This is a genomic window from Sphingopyxis sp. 550B (assembly GCF_057401805.1).
Window position 1 is genome coordinate 48233 of the sequence record NZ_CM171610.1, and the last position, 19802, is coordinate 68034.

15 protein-coding genes are annotated in these 19802 nt (G+C 65.3%); 4 read left to right on the plus strand and 11 right to left on the minus strand.

Annotation, left to right across the window (positions count from 1 at the left end):
* Positions 1-10: 10 nt before the first annotated feature.
* Both AC2S9W_RS00245 and AC2S9W_RS00250 read right to left on the minus strand, forming a co-directional pair.
* Complete coding sequence (locus AC2S9W_RS00245; protein WP_199775010.1) at positions 11-1645, minus strand: amidohydrolase family protein; 1635 nt, start codon at positions 1643-1645, stop codon at positions 11-13.
* Positions 1646-1706: 61 nt separating this feature from the next.
* The gene (locus AC2S9W_RS00250) at positions 1707-2105 is read right to left on the minus strand and encodes a hypothetical protein (RefSeq protein WP_158682280.1); all 399 of its coding nucleotides are present in this window, start codon (positions 2103-2105) and stop codon (positions 1707-1709) included.
* Between the two features lie 211 nt (positions 2106-2316).
* On the opposite strand from AC2S9W_RS00250, the gene AC2S9W_RS00255 reads away from it, so the two are divergent.
* Entirely contained in the window at positions 2317-2772 is a 456-nt protein-coding gene (locus AC2S9W_RS00255) for an Lrp/AsnC ligand binding domain-containing protein (RefSeq protein ID WP_067106361.1), read from the plus strand.
* A 57-nt stretch (positions 2773-2829) separates the two neighbouring features.
* Here AC2S9W_RS00255 and AC2S9W_RS00260 read toward each other — a convergent pair whose 3' ends face one another.
* The 4 genes from AC2S9W_RS00260 to AC2S9W_RS00275 all read right to left on the minus strand — a co-directional run bounded on the left by AC2S9W_RS00260 (position 2830) and on the right by AC2S9W_RS00275 (position 10182).
* Positions 2830-4236: an amino acid permease gene (locus AC2S9W_RS00260; protein ID WP_076076833.1), complete on the minus strand. Its 1407-nt coding sequence runs from the start codon at positions 4234-4236 to the stop codon at positions 2830-2832.
* Positions 4237-4352: 116 nt separating this feature from the next.
* The gene (locus AC2S9W_RS00265) at positions 4353-5987 is read right to left on the minus strand and encodes an amidohydrolase family protein (protein WP_104959851.1); all 1635 of its coding nucleotides are present in this window, start codon (positions 5985-5987) and stop codon (positions 4353-4355) included.
* Between the two features lie 157 nt (positions 5988-6144).
* Positions 6145-7845 carry an amidohydrolase family protein gene (locus AC2S9W_RS00270; protein ID WP_234002471.1) on the minus strand — a complete coding sequence of 567 codons (1701 nt, stop codon included), beginning with the start codon at positions 7843-7845 and terminating at the stop codon, positions 6145-6147.
* A gap of 90 nt (positions 7846-7935) precedes the next feature.
* Complete coding sequence (locus AC2S9W_RS00275) at positions 7936-10182, minus strand: TonB-dependent receptor (protein ID WP_486571465.1); 2247 nt, start codon at positions 10180-10182, stop codon at positions 7936-7938.
* 507 nt (positions 10183-10689) lie between these two features.
* On the opposite strand from AC2S9W_RS00275, the gene AC2S9W_RS00280 reads away from it, so the two are divergent.
* Positions 10690-11361, plus strand: coding sequence for an FABP family protein (locus tag AC2S9W_RS00280; protein WP_486571466.1), 672 nt, complete (start codon positions 10690-10692; stop codon positions 11359-11361).
* Between the two features lie 48 nt (positions 11362-11409).
* Here AC2S9W_RS00280 and AC2S9W_RS00285 read toward each other — a convergent pair whose 3' ends face one another.
* Entirely contained in the window at positions 11410-11535 is a 126-nt protein-coding gene (locus AC2S9W_RS00285; protein ID WP_486571467.1) for a hypothetical protein, read from the minus strand.
* Between the two features lie 385 nt (positions 11536-11920).
* Complete coding sequence (locus AC2S9W_RS00290) at positions 11921-12619, minus strand: CerR family C-terminal domain-containing protein (RefSeq protein WP_067185952.1); 699 nt, start codon at positions 12617-12619, stop codon at positions 11921-11923.
* Between the two features lie 45 nt (positions 12620-12664).
* Between AC2S9W_RS00290 and AC2S9W_RS00295 the strand changes: the two genes are divergently transcribed.
* A complete protein-coding gene (locus tag AC2S9W_RS00295) occupies positions 12665-14047 on the plus strand; it encodes an oxygenase MpaB family protein (protein ID WP_486571468.1) in 1383 nt (460 codons plus the stop codon).
* Positions 14048-14062: 15 nt separating this feature from the next.
* Here AC2S9W_RS00295 and AC2S9W_RS00300 read toward each other — a convergent pair whose 3' ends face one another.
* Positions 14063-15022: a Coq4 family protein gene (locus AC2S9W_RS00300; RefSeq protein WP_286750049.1), complete on the minus strand. Its 960-nt coding sequence runs from the start codon at positions 15020-15022 to the stop codon at positions 14063-14065.
* A 99-nt stretch (positions 15023-15121) separates the two neighbouring features.
* Between AC2S9W_RS00300 and AC2S9W_RS00305 the strand changes: the two genes are divergently transcribed.
* A complete protein-coding gene (locus tag AC2S9W_RS00305) occupies positions 15122-15763 on the plus strand; it encodes a TetR/AcrR family transcriptional regulator (protein ID WP_067185958.1) in 642 nt (213 codons plus the stop codon).
* A gap of 43 nt (positions 15764-15806) precedes the next feature.
* Here AC2S9W_RS00305 and AC2S9W_RS00310 read toward each other — a convergent pair whose 3' ends face one another.
* The gene (locus AC2S9W_RS00310) at positions 15807-17246 is read right to left on the minus strand and encodes an MFS transporter (RefSeq protein WP_067106344.1); all 1440 of its coding nucleotides are present in this window, start codon (positions 17244-17246) and stop codon (positions 15807-15809) included.
* 9 nt (positions 17247-17255) lie between these two features.
* On the minus strand, positions 17256-19697 hold the full coding sequence (locus AC2S9W_RS00315; protein ID WP_286750050.1) for a TonB-dependent receptor: 2442 nt from the start codon (positions 19695-19697) through the stop codon (positions 17256-17258).
* Positions 19698-19802: the final 105 nt, after the last annotated feature.

Here is a 19802-nt window from a genome sequence, read left to right on the forward strand (position 1 = left end):
GCCCCGGCCCTCAGGGCAGGAAGGGCGCCGTCACCGTGTCGGGCGCGCGGCCTTCGGGCCGCGATGCCTTGACCATGCGTGCGACCTCTTCGAGCAGGCGAGCATTTTCCATCACCACGCCGTCCTTGATCGTGTGGATGATGCCGGCGGTGCGGACCATCTGACCCGACGCATCGAGCGTGTTGGCGCCGAAACCGTAGAGGAAGGCCAGATTATAGGCCGGGTTGCGGTCGACGATCAGCAGGTCGGCCGCATAACCCGGACGCACCAGGCCCAGCTTCGCCTCGCGCAGCGTCTCCGCGCTGTTCAGCGTCGCGGCCTTCAGTACCTCGTAATTGTGCAGCCCCGCCTCGCGCAGCAGTTCGAGTTCGCGGACGTTGGAGAAGCCGGGGGTCGCCCAGATATAGCTGTCGTCGGTGCCATAGGCGACGCGGCCGCCTTCCTTGTTGAAGGCATAGATCAGCCGGCCCCACAGGTCGTAGGCCTTGCTCCACGCCGCCTCGTCTTCCGACGACCAGTCCCAGAAATAGCCGCCGTGCAGGTTGCGGTTGGGGAGGAACTTCTCCCACAGCAGCTGATGCGTATATTTCTCGTGCCACGGCAGCCCCTGCGCGCGCAGGATGTCGCGGTTGGCCTCGTAGACCACGCGCGTCGGCAGCATGGTCACGCCGGTTTCGGCGAGTTCCTTTGCCACCTCGGTCAGCAGGCGGGTGCGCGCGGGCTCGCGGTCGGCCTCGGTCCAGACCATGCCGGCGTGGCGAAAGCGGTGGCTCTCGTCATCGTAATTATAGTCGCGAGGGAAATCCTGCACCGTGCGGTCGAGCGCGGATTCGGCATAGCCATAATGATGCTCGATCATCGTGACTCCCAGCTTCGCGGCGGTCAGCGCGTCGACGACGGCGGTAGTCGCGGGCGGCAGATGGACCGAGGTGATCCCGCCTGCGGCATAGACGGCCTTGCACACCGCGCCGAAAAGCTCGCGGTTCCAGGCGATCGGCCCGACGCTGACGACATGCGCGCCCTTCGCGGCGATCTCGCGCGCGATGCGCGGCGCCTGCGACGGGTCCTCCTGCTCCTCGCGCGTGTAACCGGGCAGATTGCCCCACGTCCAATAGGGGTAGAGGCGCGGCGCGAGGATGCGGTTGGCGGCCGACAGGCGCTGCTGCTCGAGCGCGTGCGGCATGCCGCGGTCGGGCACCATCACTTCCGAGGTCACGCCGTGGGCAAGCTTCAGATAATGGTTGTAGGCCATCGGAAGCGGATCTTCGCGGATGTGCATATGCAGATCGATCATGCCGGGCATGACGAACTTGCCTGTCGCGTCGATGACCCGGTCACCGGTAGGCCGGGAACTCGCGCCGCGACGGCCGAGCGTCACCGGGTCGAGCGCGATCATCTCCGCGATCCGGTTGCCCTCGATCACGATGTCGTAGGGACCGGCCGCCGGTCCGCCATGTCCCGGAATCACCATCGCATTGAGGATAACGAGGCGGCGATAGGGACCCGCCGCCAGATCGCCATGAGCCTGCGCCGGCGCGACAGTTGCCGACGGAACGACCGCCGCACCCACGGGAAGCGCGGTGCCCGATGCGAGCATCGCCACGCCCGCCGCCAAGCCCATCGCCTTCTTCATCATCCTGCGCATACCATCCTCCCTCGTCATCCCGTCGTTATTGTTCGAAAGCCCGGTCCGTCCGGGCCGCCCGTCATCCCCGACCGGCCGCCGCAAAGCGCGCGCCGCGCTCGTCCACCTGATCCGCCGCACCGTGCCCGAAGGCCGCGGGCTGCCAATCCTCGTCGTCGTCCTTCGCGCCCGACAGGCTCGGCAACAGGAAGGCGTCGGCGAGCGCCGCCCGGTCGAGCCCGCCGCCAGCGGCCGGGAACTTCGCGCCGAACCCTTCGATTCCTTCGGCCGCGGCGAGGATACGCGTCCGCAACCGCTCCCCGAGCGACTGGCGGACCGGCTGGCCGGCGAGGATCTTGATCCAGCTGTTCCAGCTGATGCCGATGCGGCACATGATGTCGGCCTGGCCGCCGGCGAGGGGGACGATGTCCTCGACCAGCATGGGATTGATGATGCACATGCGTTGCTTGTGCTGCTTCACCTCGATACTCCTTTTCCTGCGACCATCGGTAGGGCGGCCGCGCAGCCGGCGCGGCGTGGGCCGGGCGGCCCGAACCCGATCGAATGGCGACTCCTGCGTCCCGAACCGGTCACATCTCCAATATAGCGGCATAACGTCGAATTTACTTGGAATTTTCGGTACATTATACGATGATCATCCGGATAATTCCGCATTATCCGGAGAATAATCGATGCTGAATGACGCCGACCGCCGCATTCTCAAGGTCATCCAGGCCGAAGGCCGAATCACCAACCAGGAACTGGCGAACCGGTGCGGCCTGTCGCCGTCGGCCTGTTTCGACCGGCTGAAGCGACTGCGCGAACAGGGTTATATCCTGGGTTTCCATGCCCTGCTCAACCCGACCAAGCTCGACCGCGCGCTGCTGATCTTCATCGAGGTGCTGATGGACCGCACGACGGGCGACGTGTTTCAGGAGTTCGCGGCGTCGGTTTCGGTGATGCCGGAAATCCTCGAATGCCACATGGTGGCCGGCGGTTTCGACTATCTGATCAAGGTGCGCGTGCGCGACATGGAGGCGTATCGTGCCTTCCTGGCCGACACGCTGGTGCACATGCCCGGCGTGCGCGAGACGCGCACCTATGCGGTGCTGGAAGAGGTCAAGAATTCGGCCAGCCTGCCGCTGTGACCACCGCGCCCTGGCGGACGGGGGGCGGACGCCCGGCGCGCGCATCCGTCCCCTTCCCTATTGCCCGGCCAGGCGGCTCTTGCGCGCGCCATAGGCCAGATAGACGCCGGCGCCGATCAGGTTCCAGATCAGGAACCGGCCCTGTGTGACCGCCGGCAGGCTGATGAACAGATAGAGGCAGCCGAAGATCGCAACCAGCCCGACGACCCAGGGCATCGGTGCGCGGAACTGCCGCGGCAGGTCGGGTCGGCGCACGCGCAGCACAATCAGGCACAGGCCGACGGCGACGAACGCGGCGAGCGTTCCCGCATTCGCCAGCTCGGCGATTTCCGCCAGCGGGAAGAAGCCCGCGATGCCCGACACGACGATCGCGGTGCCGATCGTCACCGCCACCGGCGTGCCCTTCGCATTCACCCGGCCGAGCCGTTCGGGCAGCATCCGATCGCGCGCCATGACGAAAAAGATGCGGCTCTGCCCGAACATGAAGGCCAGGATCACGGTCGGCAGCGCGACGACGGCCACCGCGCCGATCAGCGTCGCGACACCCGGATGGCCGAGTTGGCGCAGCACATAGGCGAGCGGCTCGCCCGAGCGCGAAAACTCCATGAACGGCATCGCACCGATCGCCGCCGCGGCGACCGCCATATAGACTAGTGTGCACACGACCATCGAGCCGATGATGCCGATGGTCAGGTCGCGCGCGGGATTCTTCGTCTCCTCCGCCGCGGTCGACACCGCGTCGAAGCCATAGAAGGCGAAGAAGATGATCGCGGCCGCCGCCATCACGCCGCGCACCTGCCCGTCCACCTCATGCGCGGCGAAGCCATAGGGCATGAAGGGCTGGAAATTGCCGGCGTCGAATGCCTTCATCGCCAGCACCACGAAGGCCGCGAGCGCCGCGATCTTGAGCACGACGAGCGCCATGTTGAGCGTGGCGCTTTCGCGCGTGCCGACCAGCAGCATTCCCGCCACCGCCGCGACGATCAGGATCGCCGGCAGATTGATGATCCCGCCGGCATGCGGACCGGCGGCAAGCGCGAGCGGAACGTCGATCCCCGCCGCCTGCAGGAAGCCGACCGCATAGCCCGACCAGCCGACCGCGACCGCCGCGCAGACCACCGAATATTCGAGCACGAGGCTCCAGCCGATGACCCAGGCGACGCCTTCACCGATTACCGCGTAGCTGTATGTATAGGCGCTGCCCGACACGGGCATCAGCGTCGCAAGTTCGGCATAGGCGAGCGCGGCGCAGACGCAGACCAGCCCGGCGACGACAAAGGCGATGATGACAGCGGGCCCTGCCCGCTCCGCGCCGACGCCGATCAGCGTATAGATGCCGGTCCCGACGATGGCGCCGACGCCGAGGCCGATCAGATGCGGCCAGCTCAGCGTGCGATGGAGCCGCTGGGTCTCGCCGACCGCTCCGATCGTGTCGATCGCCTTTCGGCGGGTCAAAAAAGACATGAGGGTTCTCCCGCCCGGCCGCCGCAGCAACCGGGGTCAGGACCGGGGGCCGCCGGGACCCGGCCCTTCGCGGCAAGCGGAGGGCGGGACGCCGGCGGACCCTGCGGACCGGATGCTTACTGGCCGAGTTTCGCCTTTTCGGTTTCGACCATGGCGGCGACGTCGGCGAGCAGCTTCTTCGCGTCGTAGACGATGCCGTCCTTGATCGTGAACTTCACCCCGCCGACGACTTCCTGCCGGTTTGTTTCGGGATTCAGGCGCTGGAAGCCGGTGCCATAGAGCGTTTTCAGATTCTGGAGCGGGTTTTCGGGGACGATCACCAGATCGGCCAGCATCCCCGCACGCACCGCACCGATCGGCGGCGTTTCGCCGCGCGGTTCGTACAGCGTCTGGGCGCCCATCATCGTCGCGGCGCGCACGACCTCGAGCGGCGAGAAGCCCGCTTCACGCAGCAATTCCATTTCCTCGACATAGGCGAAGCCATAGACCTTCCAGATGAAGCCCGAATCGGTGCCGACCGTCACGCGCCCGCCCATATTCTTGTAATCGTTCATCAGCCGCATGAAGAGACCATAGAATTTCTTCCACGCGAACTCATTCTCGGTCGTCCAGTCATAGAAATAGGAGCCGTGATTGTCGCGGGTCGACTGGAAATAGTTCCAGAGCTGCGGCGTCGTATAGCGCGCGTGCCAGTCGGCGTTGCGGGCACGCATCAGGTCGCGCGATGCGGCATAGATGTTGAAGGTCGGGTCGAAGGTGACGTGGTTCGCCTTCTGCGCGTCCAGATATTCCTGCCACTGCTTGGAACCCGGGCCATAGACCTGATTCCAGATTTCGGCGACCTCGCCGAAGCGATGCTGTTCGTTGTTATAGTCGTAGCCCGACGGGAAATCCTGGATCGCCCGCCCCTTGAGCAGCGATTCCATGTGCCCGTAATAGTGGGTGACGGTGTTCAGTCCCGCCTCACCCGCCTGACGGGCGTTGAAATTGGCGACGCCGATCTGGCTGAGATGCGCGGTCGTCCCCAGCCCCATCTTCTTCGCCTCGTCGAGCGCGGCCGAGAAGACGTCGGGGGTCTCATTCTCCCGGTTGAAGAACTTGATGCCGTCGATGTTGTTCTGCTTGGCCCAGCGCACCCACGCGCGCGCCTTTTCGGGCGTGTCGACGACGCCGCCCGACCAGCCGGCGCCCAGCGTCTGATAGTTGAAGATGCGCGGCGCCACGATCTCGTTGCGCGCCGAGCGGTTCTTTTCATTGCTAGCGACCGCAGGTGCCGAAAGCGGCACGCCGCGCACCGTCGTCACGCCATGCGCAAGCCACAGCTTGTAGGCATAGCTGGCATCGGGCGCCTTGTCGGGTCCGGGCAGGTGGACGTGCATGTCCGTGAAGCCGGGCAAGACGTACATGCCGGCCGCGTCGATCTCGTAATCGGCGTCCTGCGCGATGCGGTTGCTGCCGGACGGAAGCCCCGGCCAGCCCGACTGGGAGATAGAGGTGATGCGATTGCCTTCGACAACGATGTCGAACCGGCTGCGCGGCGGTCCGCCGGTCCCGTCGATGATGGTGGCATTGCGGATCACCATCTTGCGGAAGGGACCGGCGCCTTCGCCGGCGCCGCGGGCGGGGGCCCCCGCGGTCACGGGAAAGGATGCCGCGGGCGCGGGGATCTTTTCATCGCCGCGCTGATGCGCGCCCGCCGGGGCGGCGAGCAGCAGCGCCGCGAGCGCGATCTTCGTGAATTTCCGTTTCATATATTCTGTTCCCCCTGTCGGTACAGATGCTTCAAATACGAACGATCGACCATTGTTTGCCGGCGGGCGCAAGCCCCCTGTCGATCGCGGTCCCGATTCTTCCTTCCGCCATGGCGGAAAAATGGGACGGCCCGCCGTGGGCCGTCCCCCTTTCGGTTCAGGGCAGCGGAACGCCTTCTTCGGGCAATCCCATCCGCTGTTTTTCGGCCTTCACCATCTCAGCCACATCGGCGAGCAGCTTCTTCGCGTCATAGACGATGCCGTCCTTGATCGTGTAGCTGACCCCGCCGACGCGTTCGAGCCGCTGCGTCTGCTCGTTGAGGCGCAGCGCGCCGGTGCCGTAGAGCGTCTTGAAGTTCTGGAGCGGGTTTTCCTTCACCAGCACCATGTCGGCGAGCTTGCCGACGCGCACCGTGCCGATCGGCGGCGCCACGATGCCCTTGGGCTCATAGAGCGTCAGTGCGCCGTTCAACGTCGCGGCCTGCACGACCTGGCTGGGGTTGAAGCCGGCCTCCTGCAACAGCTCCAGTTCCTCGATGAAGCCGAAGCCATAGGTCTTGAAGATGAAGCCCGAGTCCGACCCCGCGGTGACGCGGCCGCCGATATTCTTGTAGTCATTAATCAGCTGCATGAATTTCTTGTAGAAATTCCGCCAGCGCACTTCCCGCTCGGTCGTCCAGTCGAAGAAGTAGGAGCCGTGATTCTCCCGCGACGACTGGAAGAAGCCCCAGAGCTGCGGCATCGTATAGCGCGCGTGCCAGTCGGCGTTGCGCGCATGCATCAGATCGCGCGACGCGGCATAGATCGTCATCGTCGGATCGAAGGTGACGCCATTCGCCTTCTGGCTTTCCAGATATTCCTTCCACTCGGGGGTTCCCGGATTGAAGCTTTCGCGCGCCAGATTGGCGACGTCGCCGAAGCGGTGCTGCTCGTCCATGAAATTATAGTCGGGCGCCCAGTCCTGCACCGGCCCGTTCTTGAGCAAGGATTCGAAATGGCCGTAGAAGTGAGTCACGGTGCCTAGGCCGGTGGCGCCGGCGTGTTTTGCGTCCATCCTCCCGACGCCGATCTGCGACAGGTGCGCGACGGTGCCGATCTGCTGCTTCTTCGCTTCGTCGAAGATCGCCTCCAGCACCTCGGGCGGCTGGTTGGCGTCGGCGCCCAGCTTGATGCCGTCGATCCCGGCCTTCGCCGCCCAGCGCACCCATTCGCGCGCCTTTTCGGGCGTGTTCGTCAGACCGCCGGTCCAGCCGCGCCCCATGCCCGGCCGATGATAGGAAAAGATGCGCGGCGCGACGATCTCGTTGCGCGCCGAGCGCGCCCGCTCGCTGAGCGAAATCTCGAACGGCGCGAGGTCGACGCCACGAACCGAGGTCACGCCGTGCGCGAGCCACAGCTTGTAGGAATAGCTGAGGTCGGGCGCCTTGTCGTCGCTCGACCCGTGGACGTGCATGTCGATGAAGCCCGGCAGCATGAACATGCCGGTCGCGTCGAGCTCATAATCGGCATCGCGCGGCGCGCGGCCGTCGACGAGCGGCAGCCCCGGCGTACCGGCGGCCTCGATCGAGGTGATGATGTTGTTCTCGACCACCACGTCGACCGGGCCGCGCGGCGGCGCACCGCTGCCGTCGATCAGCGTGACGCCGCGGATGACCATCTTGCGGAACGGCCCGGCGCCCTCGCCCGGCTGGCGCGCGGGGGCGGGAACGGCACCCGCACGCGGCTTCGTCGCCTGCGCTGCGGGGCTGGCGGTCTGCGCCAGCCCGGACACCGCCGGAATGGCGCAAAGCAGCCCGGCCGCCCCGGCCATCAGAACGCGTCGTGTCGTCGATCCCAGTTTTTTCCCCAGTTTTTTCATTGACCCTCTCCCGTTGGAAGCCCCTGAACCGATACCGTCGTGGGAGGGCGGGCGCACCGGCAGGAGCTCCCCGGCGCGCCCGCCGTCCCGTCAGCGGAACCGCTTCGTCAGATTGAGGCCGATGGTGCGCGGCGGCGCGCCATGGGTGACCGTCAGCCCGCCGGTGTTCCCGCTGCTCGACTTGGTCGTGACCGCCTCGGCATTGAAGATGTTGTTCACATAGAGGTGCGCGCTCCAGTCGCCGTCGGGCGCCTGGATACCGAACCGCGCATTGAACAGGGTGTAGTCGTCGACCTTGCGGCGATAGGCGTCGGTCTTTGCCAGCGTCGAGTAGGACGAGCCGGCATAGGTGCCGTCGAACCGGACCAGCCCTTCGAGGGTGCTGCTGAGCGACCACAGATATTCGGCCGAGGCGCTGACGTTCCACTTGGGAACGAACGGCAGCCTGTCGCCCTTGCGGCCCGCCGCGATGACGATGGTGCTGACCTGATCCTCCGACAGCTTGGCGTCGGTATAGCCGACGTTGGCGATCAGCGAGAGACCGCCGACCGGCGACGCGTTGAGTTCCGCCTCGAGCCCCTTGATGCGCGCCGCGCCGACGTTCGAGATCAAGCCGAACACCGAGCCCGCGCCGGCGGTGCGCGCCGACACCTGCATGTTCGTCCAGTCGATCTGATAGCCCGTCAGGTTGAAGTAGACGCCGCTGATCGGCTGGCTCTTCAGGCCGAGTTCGTAGTTCCACAGGCTGTCGGCGGTATAGCCGGCGAGTGCGACCGGCAGACCGTTCGCCTGGTTGACGCCGCCCGGACGGAAGCCTTCGGCCGCTTGGGCATAGATCATCAGGTTGCGGCTGAACTCATAGGCGAGGTTGAACTTGAAGACGAAGCCGTTCTCCTTCGACCGCGCCTCTCGATAGGGGCTGGGCTTCGAGGCGTAGTGAATCTGCCCCTGATCGACGACGCCGCCGACCGTCTTGTCATATTCGTACCAGCGCGAACCGACGGTCGCGGTCAGTTTCTCGAAGAATTCATAGGACAGTTCGGCGAACAGCGCCTTCTGCTTCAGATGGTCGCTGATCGTGCGGTCGTAATAGATGTTCGCGGCCACGAAGGGCAGCAGCTGGCCGTTGCGCGGATCGGCGGCGAGCAGCGTCGAGCGCACCGTCGTCTTGCGATCCTCCATATAGCCGCCGACGGTCCAGTTGAACGGGCCGCCGTCGGTCGAGCTCACGCGGATCTCGTTCGACCAGTTGCGCACGCTCTGCGGCTGATACAGGCTCGAATAGAGGATCGTGTTGGTGAGATCGAGATAGGAAGCGAGTTCGGTCGCCGAGCAGGTCAGCGCGGTGTTGCCGAGCAGATATTGCGCGCAGCCGGCCGCCGTGGCGCGGCCGTTGAAATTGTCGCTGACGTCGCCGACGGTGATCTTGTCGCGGTCGAAATAGGTCGACACCGCGGTCAGCGCCACCGGCCCGAAGTCGTACCGCAGCGTGCCGCTGTAGATACGGTTCGTGTCGTAGTTGCCCGATTCGGACCGCGCGCTGGTGACGTGCCGCTGGCCGGTTTCGTAGAACCAGCGCGACGCATCGGTCGACACCTTCGAATAATAGGCGCCGAGGTCGATCGTCAGCTCGTCGGTCGGCGTGAAACGCAGCAACGCGCGGCCGCCGAGGGCATAGCCGTCGTTGATGTTCCTGGTGCCGTAAAAATTATTGTCGATGTAGCCGGCGAACTGCTGATAGCTGCCGACGACGCGCAGCGCGAGCTTGTCGGTCGCGATCGGCAGGTTGATCATGCCGTCGACCGAGGCGCCCGGGCTGCCGCCCTTCACCGCCGACAGATTCACCGACCCCGCGCCTTCGAGCGTGTCGGTCTTCGGCTTTTCATAGATGATGCGGACGGTGCCGCCCATCGAACCCGAGCCGTAGAGCGTGCCCTGCGGGCCACGCAGCACCTCGGCGCGTTCGACGTCGAAGACGCGGAAGTCGGGGGTGCTGCCCGCGGCGTCGCTCGACGTGCCGACCGATCCCGATACCGGCGATTCGTCGTAATAGATGCCCACCGTCGGTTCGCCCGCGCCAACGACGCCGCGCAGGATGACGCGCCGGTTGCCCGGGCCGTTGTCGACGATGCGCAGGCTGGGCGTGTCCGACGTCAGTTCGGTGAAGCTGGTGGTGCCCGCGCGCTCCAGCGAATCGCCCGTCACCGCCGAGATGGCGAGCGGCGTGTCCTGAAGGCGCGTGCCGCGCTTCAGCGCGGTCACAATGATTTCACCGCCCGTCGCCGCGCTCTGCGCGCTGTCGTTCTGCGTATCCTGTGCGGCCGTATCCTGTGCCATCGCCGGAGCGATTCCGGCGACGCCCATCGCCGAAACCATCAGTACGGCCCGTGTGAAACGGGCAACGCGACCAACGAAAATCTCACTGTCTCCCATGTTGCTAATCCCCTTTTTGCGAATTCCGACCGTGAATTCTTCAGTTATCGGATGCTATCATCGGGGTTTCCGAAGGTGCGTGGTATTTTCATCCGAAATCCGGATTTAATTCTCCGTTTTACGTGAAATTCGTCAATTCTTCGGGTCTGTTGGAAAATTTCCCGATAGATCATCATGATTCCGCCCTGACGGAGCGCCCCGCTCCGTCACCAGTATGGGCAGACGGCCGATATCCGTGCCAAACCGGGGCGGAATCGCTCCTCTCGGCCGTCGTGAGGACGACTCGAAAGCGGCCCGAGTTGCGAGTCCGCGGCGGCGACAAGGGCGCCGCGCCTTGCTAGGCTATCGCCGGACGGTCGAATCGCGCCGAGCGGGGTCGAGCGGTTGCGCAGTCAGGGGAGACACAGGGGCGTGGACATTCCGGACGATATTTTCACCGAGCCCGATCCGATCGACGCCGACACGCTGGCGCATCTGGGGCCGCTGCGCCGGCTGGCGGGCATTTGGGAAGGGCATCGCGGGGTCGACCTCAACCCCAAGGCCGAGGGACCCGAGCGGAAATCCTATTACGAGCGCATCGAGATGCAGCCGATCGACCCGCAGACCAACGGGCCGCAGCTCTTCTACGGCTTGCGCTATCATGTGCACATCAACACGCCCGACGAGGACATCGCCTTCCACGACCAGGTCGGCTATTGGCTGTGGGAGCCGGCGACAGGCCTTATCCTGCAGACCGTGGCGATCCCGCGCGGGCAGGTGGCGATCGCAGCGGGACACGCCACGCCGCAGGCGACGAAGCTGGTCCTGACCGCGGAACGCGGGCGGACCGACTATGGCATCTGTTCGACCACCTTCCTCGAACTCGCGTTCCGGACCGACAGCTATCGCATCGAGGTGAGCTTCCACCGCGACGGATCGTGGAGCTACATATCCGACACGAGCCTGATGGTGCGCGGACGCGATGTCGCGTTCCAGCACCGCGACCGGAACAGGCTGACCAAGATCGCCGAACCCGACCTCAACCCCTGGGCCAGGACCGTCAGGGACCCAAAGGCGGCCGCCGCGCCGCAACGGGCGGACTGACGCACGGTGGCGGCGGTCCTCCGAAGGATCGCCGCTTGGGTCAGGACCCTAGGTCCGCCGATACATCATCTGCCCCATCGTCCGCGACCGGCGCACCAGATAGCGCCCCGGCAGAATCAGGCCGGACCGCGCGCCGTCGCGCGTGACCATCATGCCGAACCGCGGAATCATCACGATCCGGGGCCGCCACTGGTAGACATCCCGATGAGCGCGTCGCCCGCCCATGACCTCTCTCCTCTCCTTGCCTTAAGCGCAAGGAAAGCGCGGGCCGGATCACGGCGCGAAACCGCGGCCCCGTCGGATCGGTGGGCGGTAGACGAAGTGATCGGCAGCGAAAACGACTCCGGAAAGCCCCGAGTAGCGGCGGCCGGGGCAAGGACGTTCATGACCCGTACGTAAGTTATTGAAAATTCTGAACTCGGAAGCGAACGACAATGTCCGCTTCGCGCTTCATCCCGGCTGTTTGCGTTGGCGTTACAGGTCATCTGAAACGGTTGCTTTGGGGAATATGTGTTCAAGTCCGTGGCTGGTCTTCGTCGGTGCAAGTGGGTCGACGCCGTCAGATGTCCGCACAATGTTGATCATCGCGTCCAAGGGAGTCGATCTGTCTTGCAAGCGCCGCGATGACGAGCGCAACATAGTCAGCCTTTCCTGCCGTGCGTGCGATGACCGGCAGGCCTGAGAGGAAGCCCGTCAGGCTCGAAATCATCAGCACCGCGCGCACCTGTGCCTCGGTCTCCGTCAGCTGCCCGCCCGTCGTCTGCACGATCAGATCGGTCGCAAGTTCGATGCCCGGGCGCCACAATTCGGCATAGAGAATCTCGAAGGCCGGACCGGGGCTTGCGATTTCGCGCTGGACGAACAGCGACGGATTCTGCGCCCCCGGGGTTGCGAGCAGGAAGCGCGCCAGCGCCGCAAACAGCCGCTTGAGCAGCGCGCGCGCTGCGTCGGGCGCCAGCGGTTCCTGCAGTGCGGCATAGGATGTCAGCGCCACGGCGCCCATGCCTTCGCGATAGCGCGCGACGATCGCGTGCGCGCAGGCGAGATAGAGGCCGCGCTTGTTGCCGAAATAATAGGTGAGCGCGGGCAGGTTCACGCCCGCCTCCCTGGCGATTTGCCGGGTCGTGACGCTGGCGAAGCCGCTGTTGCCGAACGCGGCGAGCGCGACGGCGAGGATGCGGGCGCGCGTCTCCTCGCCCTTGCGATAACCGTCGGAGGCGGTGCGGAGCGGGGTGGCCGGGGTTGCGGAGCGCGGCATCGGCGGTTCAATCCCTTTTGCTTGAATTTATATCAATTGATATATATGGCCGATGCCATCTCGTCGAGAGGGAGATGGATATTGATCACGCGCGCGACGCTCGACACTCTGTGGGCGAAGGTGGAATCGCAGCGGGATCGGGTGCCCGCGATGTACGGCAAGGTCGATTTCCGGGCCGTTCCCGAACGCTTCGCCGCGGCGCCGGGCGATCCGACCGCGCTGTCGGGCAAATATGACCGCGACCGCGATGCCCTGCTCGCCGATCCCGACCGGGTCGAATTCATCCGTGCCTATACGATGACCGGCGACGTGACCGCCGATGCCTATGCCGCGCTGATGCGCGAATACGGATTCCGCGCGCTGGTCGACATGCTGACGCGCGCCTGCGATGAAGGCGTCGAGAGCGTCCCGAGGGCACCGCCCGAACTGGTCGCCTTCATCCGCGACATGGAGCGGATTCCCGACTGGCTCGACATGAAGCTGGTCGAGGAAGGCGCGCGGATCGACCGCAATTCGGCTGCCAATTTCGGCCCGTTCATCATTCGCGGGGCCTTCATCGCGACCTTCATGAACAAATATGCCGCGCTGCCGATGGCGATCACCGGCACGCTGTCGAGCCAGACCGCGGCGCGCCGCGTCAAGGATACCGCGACATTCTTCACCACCTCGCTGCTGCCCGGCGCGCTCGAACGTCATGGTCCCGGCTTCAAGGCCGCGGCGATGGTGCGGCTGATGCATTCGATGGTGCGTGCGAACGTGCTGCGGCGCCCGGACGACTGGGACATGGACGTCTATGGCATTCCGATCCCGCAGGTCGACCAGATGCCGGCCGGGCTGATCTCGGTCTTCCTGCTGTCGTACAGGATGATCGAGGAGGGGCGTCACGAATTCACCCGCGCCGAGCGCGCGACGGTCGAACTGGCCCGCTATCGCTGTTTCCTGCTCGGCCTGCCCGAGGAACTGCTCGCCGACACGCCGCAGGGGATCGTCGACTTGATGAACGCGCGGAGCGGCACGCTCCGCAGCGGCTATGACGACAGCACCTGCGGCGAACTGCTGCGCGCGACGATGGCGGCGGACCTGCGCGCCGACGATTCGCTGCGCGCCCGCCTGCACGAGATCTTCGAGCGCGCCTTTGCCAAGCTCTTCTTCGTCAAGAGCTTCATGGGCGGCGACAAGGCGAAGGCCGCGGCGATCGGCGTCCATCTCACCGCCGGCGACGTCGCGCTGGCGGCAATCGCCGGGCTGTTCATCTATGCCCGGATTCGGCTTTATGCGCTGGCGGCCCATATTCCGGGATTGCGTACGGTCGCCGACCGGCGGCTGATCGCCAAGCTCAAGGCGCAACTCGTGAGCTATGGCCATGCCGAATTCACCACCGACGCCGCGCAATACCGCCCGTCAGTGCCGCCGGTGCCCGCCGAATAGGCCGGCGCGGCCGCGCTAGGCGGCCACCGGGGTGAGAGCCTCCATCATCCGCACCGCCGCACTGTCGAGCGGACGAATGCCGAGTTCGGCGCGAACGCGCTCGATCGGGTCGGCGATGCGCTGGTGCCACGGAACCGCGATCAGCTCCTTCGTCGCGCGTCCGTGGCGCCAGCCGTCGAACATCACGGTCAGCAGCATGTCCATCATCGCAGGTGCGTGGACCGCGGCCTTGGTCGCCACCGTCGCCAGGAAGCGCGTCGAATAATTCTGGCCGAACTGCGCCATCTGAAAGCCGGAGATCGCGACCTCGCCCGCCGGGGTGAAGCCGTATCCGGCGACCAGATGCCAGATGTCGTGGAGCTGGAGGATGCGCCGGTTGGTCCGGTTCTGCGCCGGGTAATCGCCCGGCAGGACGACGGTGTCGGCGTCGATCACCTCGATATCGTACCCGTTCGCATTCAGCATCGACAACAGATCATGCGCAAGGCTGTCGGCTGCATGGCTTTCCAGATCGGCGGTGGTCAGCCGCACCTCGGGCTGGGCGATCAGTTCGTGCACGCTGTCGAATTCGAGCAGCGCCGCCTCGCAGGCGTCGATCATCCGCTGGTCGTAGCGGCTGCCGAGCGCGACGACGGCGAGCGTCAGATCGAGTTCGCCCGCGGTCGGCGAGGGCGGCTCGGCAACGATCGCCCAATAATCGTCCCACAGCGCGCGCGGCAGCGCGATGCGCGGTTTGCCCTCGGTCGCCCACGGCAGCGCCGCCGCGATCTGCGTCGCGCGCGCGGCACCGTTGTCGCTCGCCGCCGTGGCGGCTGCGATGGCGTCGAAGATCGGCACCTGCGCGACGGGATCGACGAAGGCAGCGGTCGTCATCAGGGCAGCGAGGCCCAGTGCCGGCTCCTCCGCCAGCGGCGGACGGGCCGTCTCGACCCAGGTTTCGAATTCCTTGCGCATCGACGGTTCGATCATCGCCATTCATCTCCCGAATTTCATCGATCGATCGATTACACTATAAGAGTAGAATAATCAACTTATATAGCTGGCACTTCTTGCGGCATCGATTATAAGCGGCCCATGGACGAACCTACCAAAGTCAGTTTCCCGAGGCGCGCCGCGGCGAAGGCGCGGACGCGCCAACGTATCGAGGAAGCCGCGCGTCGCCTGTTCGTCACGCTCGGCTATGCCGATGCGACGATGGCTGCGATCGCCGAAGCCGCCGATATCCACATCACCACGCTGTTCACCCATTTCGCCTCGAAGCGCGATCTGGCCGCGGCGATCGCGGTAACTGCGGGCACCCGGTTCGAAGCGGTGGTCGCGACGCATCGCGCACAGGGGGTGCCGGTGCTCACCTTCTGGCGCAACCAGGTGGTCCGGCTCGCGCACGCCTATGAGCGCGATGGCGACGGCCAGATCAACCTCGGCCGCGCGCTCGCGGGCGAACCCGAACTGCTGCCGGTGTGGTATGGGCATCAGCGGCTCCAGATCGATCTGATGACCGACTATATCGCCGACGAGCTCGGCATCGATCCGACGGTCGACCGCCGCGCGCAAATGGTCGCCGCGATGCTTGTCGCGGGCGGGCGGATGGCGTTCGATGCCTGGATCGAAAGCGGCCGCGCGGGTGATCTGGTGGCCGAGAACGAACGCCTGCTCGAAGCGGCCGAGGCGGTGCTCGCCCGCGGCCTGCCACTAACCCGGCGCGACGGCATCTAGGGTCAGGACGCTAGCAAGGGTTCGACCGCAACGAGACCCGCGATCATTCCGCGGCAGCTTCGCCCAGTTGCCGGATATTTTCCAGATGGCGCGACCGGCTGATCGGATAATGGGCGAGGCAGAGGATTGCGATGGCGGTCGCGACCGACAGCGCCACGATATAGATGGTCGCCAGCCCGTGTAGCGCATCGGCACCGACCTGTCCCGGCCGGGCATTGTCGGGAAAACCGACGAAGGACAGCAGCAGCCCCGCGAGCATGATCCCCATGCCCGAAACCGCCTTGTTGACCATCGTCGCGGCCGAAAACAGCAGGCCTTCGGAGCGGCGGCCGGTCTCGAGCCGGATCTGGTCGGTCACGTCGGCGACCATCGACACCGCCAGGATGCCGCCCGCGACCGTCGTCATCATGCTGAAGGCGAATTGCCCCATCAGCAGCCACAGCAGCAGCGGATCGCCGTTGGCCGGAAACAGGCCGACAAGACGCAGGATCAGCGGGACGACACTCGATATCAGCGACAGGCCGAACATGAGCATCGCCGCCGGCTTTTTGCCGAAACGCGCCGACAACGGCAGCACGACGACGAAGGCGAGCAGAATGCCCGCAACCGCGGTCGATGCGACGGTGGCGATCTGACTGGCGCTGAGTTCCCAGAAATAGGTCGAGAAATAGACGCCCAGCGACAGGTTGAGTCCTGACGCCACGGCGAAGAACAGGCTGGCGAGCAGGATGGAGACATAGGCGGGGTGAACCAGTACGCCTAGCATCTCGCGCAGCATCCGTCCGACCGGAACCTTGACGACCGGTGGCGGCGGCGGGCGTTTCAGCACCTCCCTCTGCGTCCCCAGCGAGGAGACAAGGACCGACAGCAGCATGATCGCCGCCGCCGCCCAGGCATAGGTGACATAGCCGCCCGCGTTGAGATGGCCGACCGGCTGCGTCGGCGTCGGCCGCAGGAAATAGCCGAAGGTCACGACCGTCATCCCGATGCCGCCGCACACGCCGAAGAAATAGCGCGCGGCAACCAGCTTGGTGCGCTCGTCATAATCGCTGGTGAATTCGGCAAGCAGCGCGGTCGAGGGGATCTCATAAAGGCTGATCGAAAAGCGCACGAGGATGGCCGTGGTGACGAGCCAGGCGAACTGCGCGCCATGCGCCATCCCGGGCGGCGTCCACAGCAGCAGATAGAAAAGTGCGATGGGAAAAGCGGCGGCATACATGAAGGGGTGCCGGCGGCCCCAACGCGTCCGGACATTGTCCGAATATTGTCCGAGCAACGGATCGAACAGCGCGTCGGCGATCATCGCGATCATGATCGCCGTTCCCACCCAGGCCGCCGGAAGTCCGACGACCTGGTTGTAGAACAGCATCAGGAGCGCGTTGAAGCCATGGTCCTTGATGCCGAAGGCGATGGTGCCCGAACCATAGAGAAGCCGGGTCCTGAACGGCAGGGCATCGGCCGGACGTGCGTCGGTCCTGCTCACGCGAGCGGCCTATCGGAACCGGACTTCGAGCTGGAGGCCATAGGTTCGCGGCGGGGTCAGCGAATAGGATTGCGCAACCTCCAACGTCGGCGACGACGCGAGCAAATTGCCCTGCGCGCTGTCATATCCCTTGCTGTCGAACAGATTCTTGACGAAGGCAACGACGCGATAGCGATCGCCCGTACCGGTCCAGATCGCGCGCAAATCGACCTGATCCCAGGAAGGCATCCGGTTGTAGGGGCGATTGAAGATGTTGCTGTAGGCCGAACTGCGCAGCACATAGTTTCCCGACAGCGAAAGGGTGCCGGGTTCGAAGTCGATGCTGTACATCGCATTGAGCGCCAGCTTGTGGCGCGGCGTGTCGGACAGCCGCGCGCCCGCGACGCTTTGCGGCTGCTGGCCATTGACTGACGGTCCCGACGGCTGCGCGCCGGGCTGCACCGCCAGCGGGTCCTGCCCATCGACGAAGCAGCATCCGTCGCCGATCCGCGAATGGCCGTAGCCATAGTTGAACGACAGTTGCAGCGGATCGGCGGGCTGCCAGGCAAGTTCGAGCTCGGCACCATAGCTTTGCGAGCTTTTGAGGTTGAAGAACTGGGTGAGCTGCGCGCCGCCCGGCTGCGACACCGTCAACGGCACCTGAAGCCCCTGATAATCATAATAGAAGCCGGCCAGATTGACGCGCAGCCGCCGGCCGATTGCATGCTTGTAGCCCGCTTCGAAAGCGTCGACATGCTCCGCTCCGGTCTGCGGCAGCACCGAAATGCCGCCGGCGTTGAATCCGCCAGACTTGTAGCCGCGGCTGTAGCGGAGGAAGGCAAGCTGGTCGTCGCCGGGTTGCCATTCGACCGCAACGGTCCCGGTCAGCGCGTCCCAGCTGTTCGCCAGCCCGCGCCGCGCAATGCCCGTTGCGGGATCGATGGTCACGGCCGACGCGACCCCCGGTGCGGGGAGCGTGGAGATTTGCGACGCGGTGATGTCGAGCGCCGGAGTCGCCGAACCATAAAGGTCGGGCGAGAAGCCGCCGCAGCCGAAGCAGAGAATGCGGAAGGATTCGTCGCCGCTCTTCCTGTCATGCGTATAGCGCAACCCGGCCGTGATGCGCAGCGCGTCGGTGAAGCGATAGTCGACCTGACCAAAGACCGCCGACGATTTGGTGGTCAGCGTCGAGGCGGCATAGACGAAATCGCCGAGCGGGTTGGCGGGGCCGTTGGCCGGCGCGCGCAGTTGCAGCTGGTTGGGCGCGTTGAAGTGCGATTCCTGTGTCAGCGCCTCCTGATAATAATAGACGCCAGCGACCCATTGCAGCGGTCCGTCGGTGTTCGACGTCAGGTTGAGTTCGCCGCTGCCGAAGCTCTTGTCGTTGTGCAGATTGAGCTGCGTCGACGGAAAGGCGGTGAGCGGTGTGCAGCCGGGAATGAAGGCGCAGACGCCGCCGCCCGGGGCAAGCGGAAAAGCGTAGGAAATCACGCTCGTCCCATCGAGTTCGTATGTGTTGTCGATACGATATTTCTGATAGCCGCCGAGCAGGCGGACGTCGAAGGTCGGCAGCGACCATTTGATATCGCCCGTCGCGCCGAAATTGCCGCGCAGGCGCTCGGTCTGCGTCGTATCGGCGCTGAAGCGCCGGATGTCGGTCGCGCCGGGCGGCACCGGATCGGGATCGAGAGCGACGACGCCCGGAATCAGGTAGCCGAACGCCGCGCCCGGCGTGATCGCACCGGTCGGATAGGGAGCGAAGTCATAGGCGCCGATGCGGTTGAGCGGGTGCGGATTCAAGTCGCTTCGGCCCGAGAATATCTTGGCCCATGCCGTCACGTCGGATCCGAGGTCGGCCTCCAGCTGCAATTCGACATAGCGGCGCTCGCCGCGGCCGCCTTCGCTGATCCCGCCGGCCTCGTTCTTGAAATAGCCGCGTCCCTGCTTGTGGTATCCGCCCGCCAGCCGCGTGCGCAGCCCCCGGGTCAGCGCGCCCGATGCCGATGCCTCGATCGTATAGAGCCCATAATTGCCGACGGTGCCGCGCAGGTCGGCGCTGAAGTCCTCGGTCGGCCTTTTGGAAATCGCATTGATCGCGCCGCCGATCGAGTTGCGGCCATAAAGCGTGCCCTGCGGGCCGCGCAGCACTTCGATGCGATCGATGAAGAAATCGGACGCCGCGATCGAAGTGGTCGAGGCGTCATAGATGCCGTCCGTATAGGTCGAAACGCCGGGATCGCTGCCGTTGGTGTTGGTCTGGCGCCCGATGCCGCGGATGAACACGCGATCATTGCCCGCCGAATAGCTCAATCCGGGCGTGAAGTTGGCGAAATCCTGCAGCGTGTCGATACCGGCGAGCTGGCGCGCATCGGACGTATAGGCCGATATGGCCAGCGGGACTTCCTGCAGATTGGCCGTCCGCTTTTCGGCCGTGACGACGATTTCGGTCAGGCCCGGGCCGTCTTCCGCCACGGAAGGCCGGCTCCCGGCCGTCGTCGTACCCTGCGTCTGAGCCGCAGCCGGCATCGCCATGAATGCGACGCCCGCAAACATCCAAGATATATTTCGCATACCACG

What these genes read in the sequence shown, in the direction of transcription:
- AC2S9W_RS00290 (WP_067185952.1), bottom strand. Translation starts at nt 12,619, where the DNA reads ATGCCGCGCTCCGCAACCCCGGCCACCCCGCTCCGCACCGCCTCCGAC.
- AC2S9W_RS00275 (WP_486571465.1), bottom strand. Translation starts at nt 10,182, where the DNA reads ATGGCACAGGATACGGCCGCACAGGATACGCAGAACGACAGCGCGCAG.
- AC2S9W_RS00255 (WP_067106361.1), top strand. Translation starts at nt 2,317, where the DNA reads ATGCTGAATGACGCCGACCGCCGCATTCTCAAGGTCATCCAGGCCGAA.
- AC2S9W_RS00295 (WP_486571468.1), top strand. Translation starts at nt 12,665, where the DNA reads ATGGCCGATGCCATCTCGTCGAGAGGGAGATGGATATTGATCACGCGC.
- AC2S9W_RS00270 (WP_234002471.1), bottom strand. Translation starts at nt 7,845, where the DNA reads ATGAAAAAACTGGGGAAAAAACTGGGATCGACGACACGACGCGTTCTG.
- AC2S9W_RS00305 (WP_067185958.1), top strand. Translation starts at nt 15,122, where the DNA reads ATGGACGAACCTACCAAAGTCAGTTTCCCGAGGCGCGCCGCGGCGAAG.
- AC2S9W_RS00300 (WP_286750049.1), bottom strand. Translation starts at nt 15,022, where the DNA reads ATGGCGATGATCGAACCGTCGATGCGCAAGGAATTCGAAACCTGGGTC.
- AC2S9W_RS00265 (WP_104959851.1), bottom strand. Translation starts at nt 5,987, where the DNA reads ATGAAACGGAAATTCACGAAGATCGCGCTCGCGGCGCTGCTGCTCGCC.
- AC2S9W_RS00260 (WP_076076833.1), bottom strand. Translation starts at nt 4,236, where the DNA reads ATGTCTTTTTTGACCCGCCGAAAGGCGATCGACACGATCGGAGCGGTC.
- AC2S9W_RS00245 (WP_199775010.1), bottom strand. Translation starts at nt 1,645, where the DNA reads ATGCGCAGGATGATGAAGAAGGCGATGGGCTTGGCGGCGGGCGTGGCG.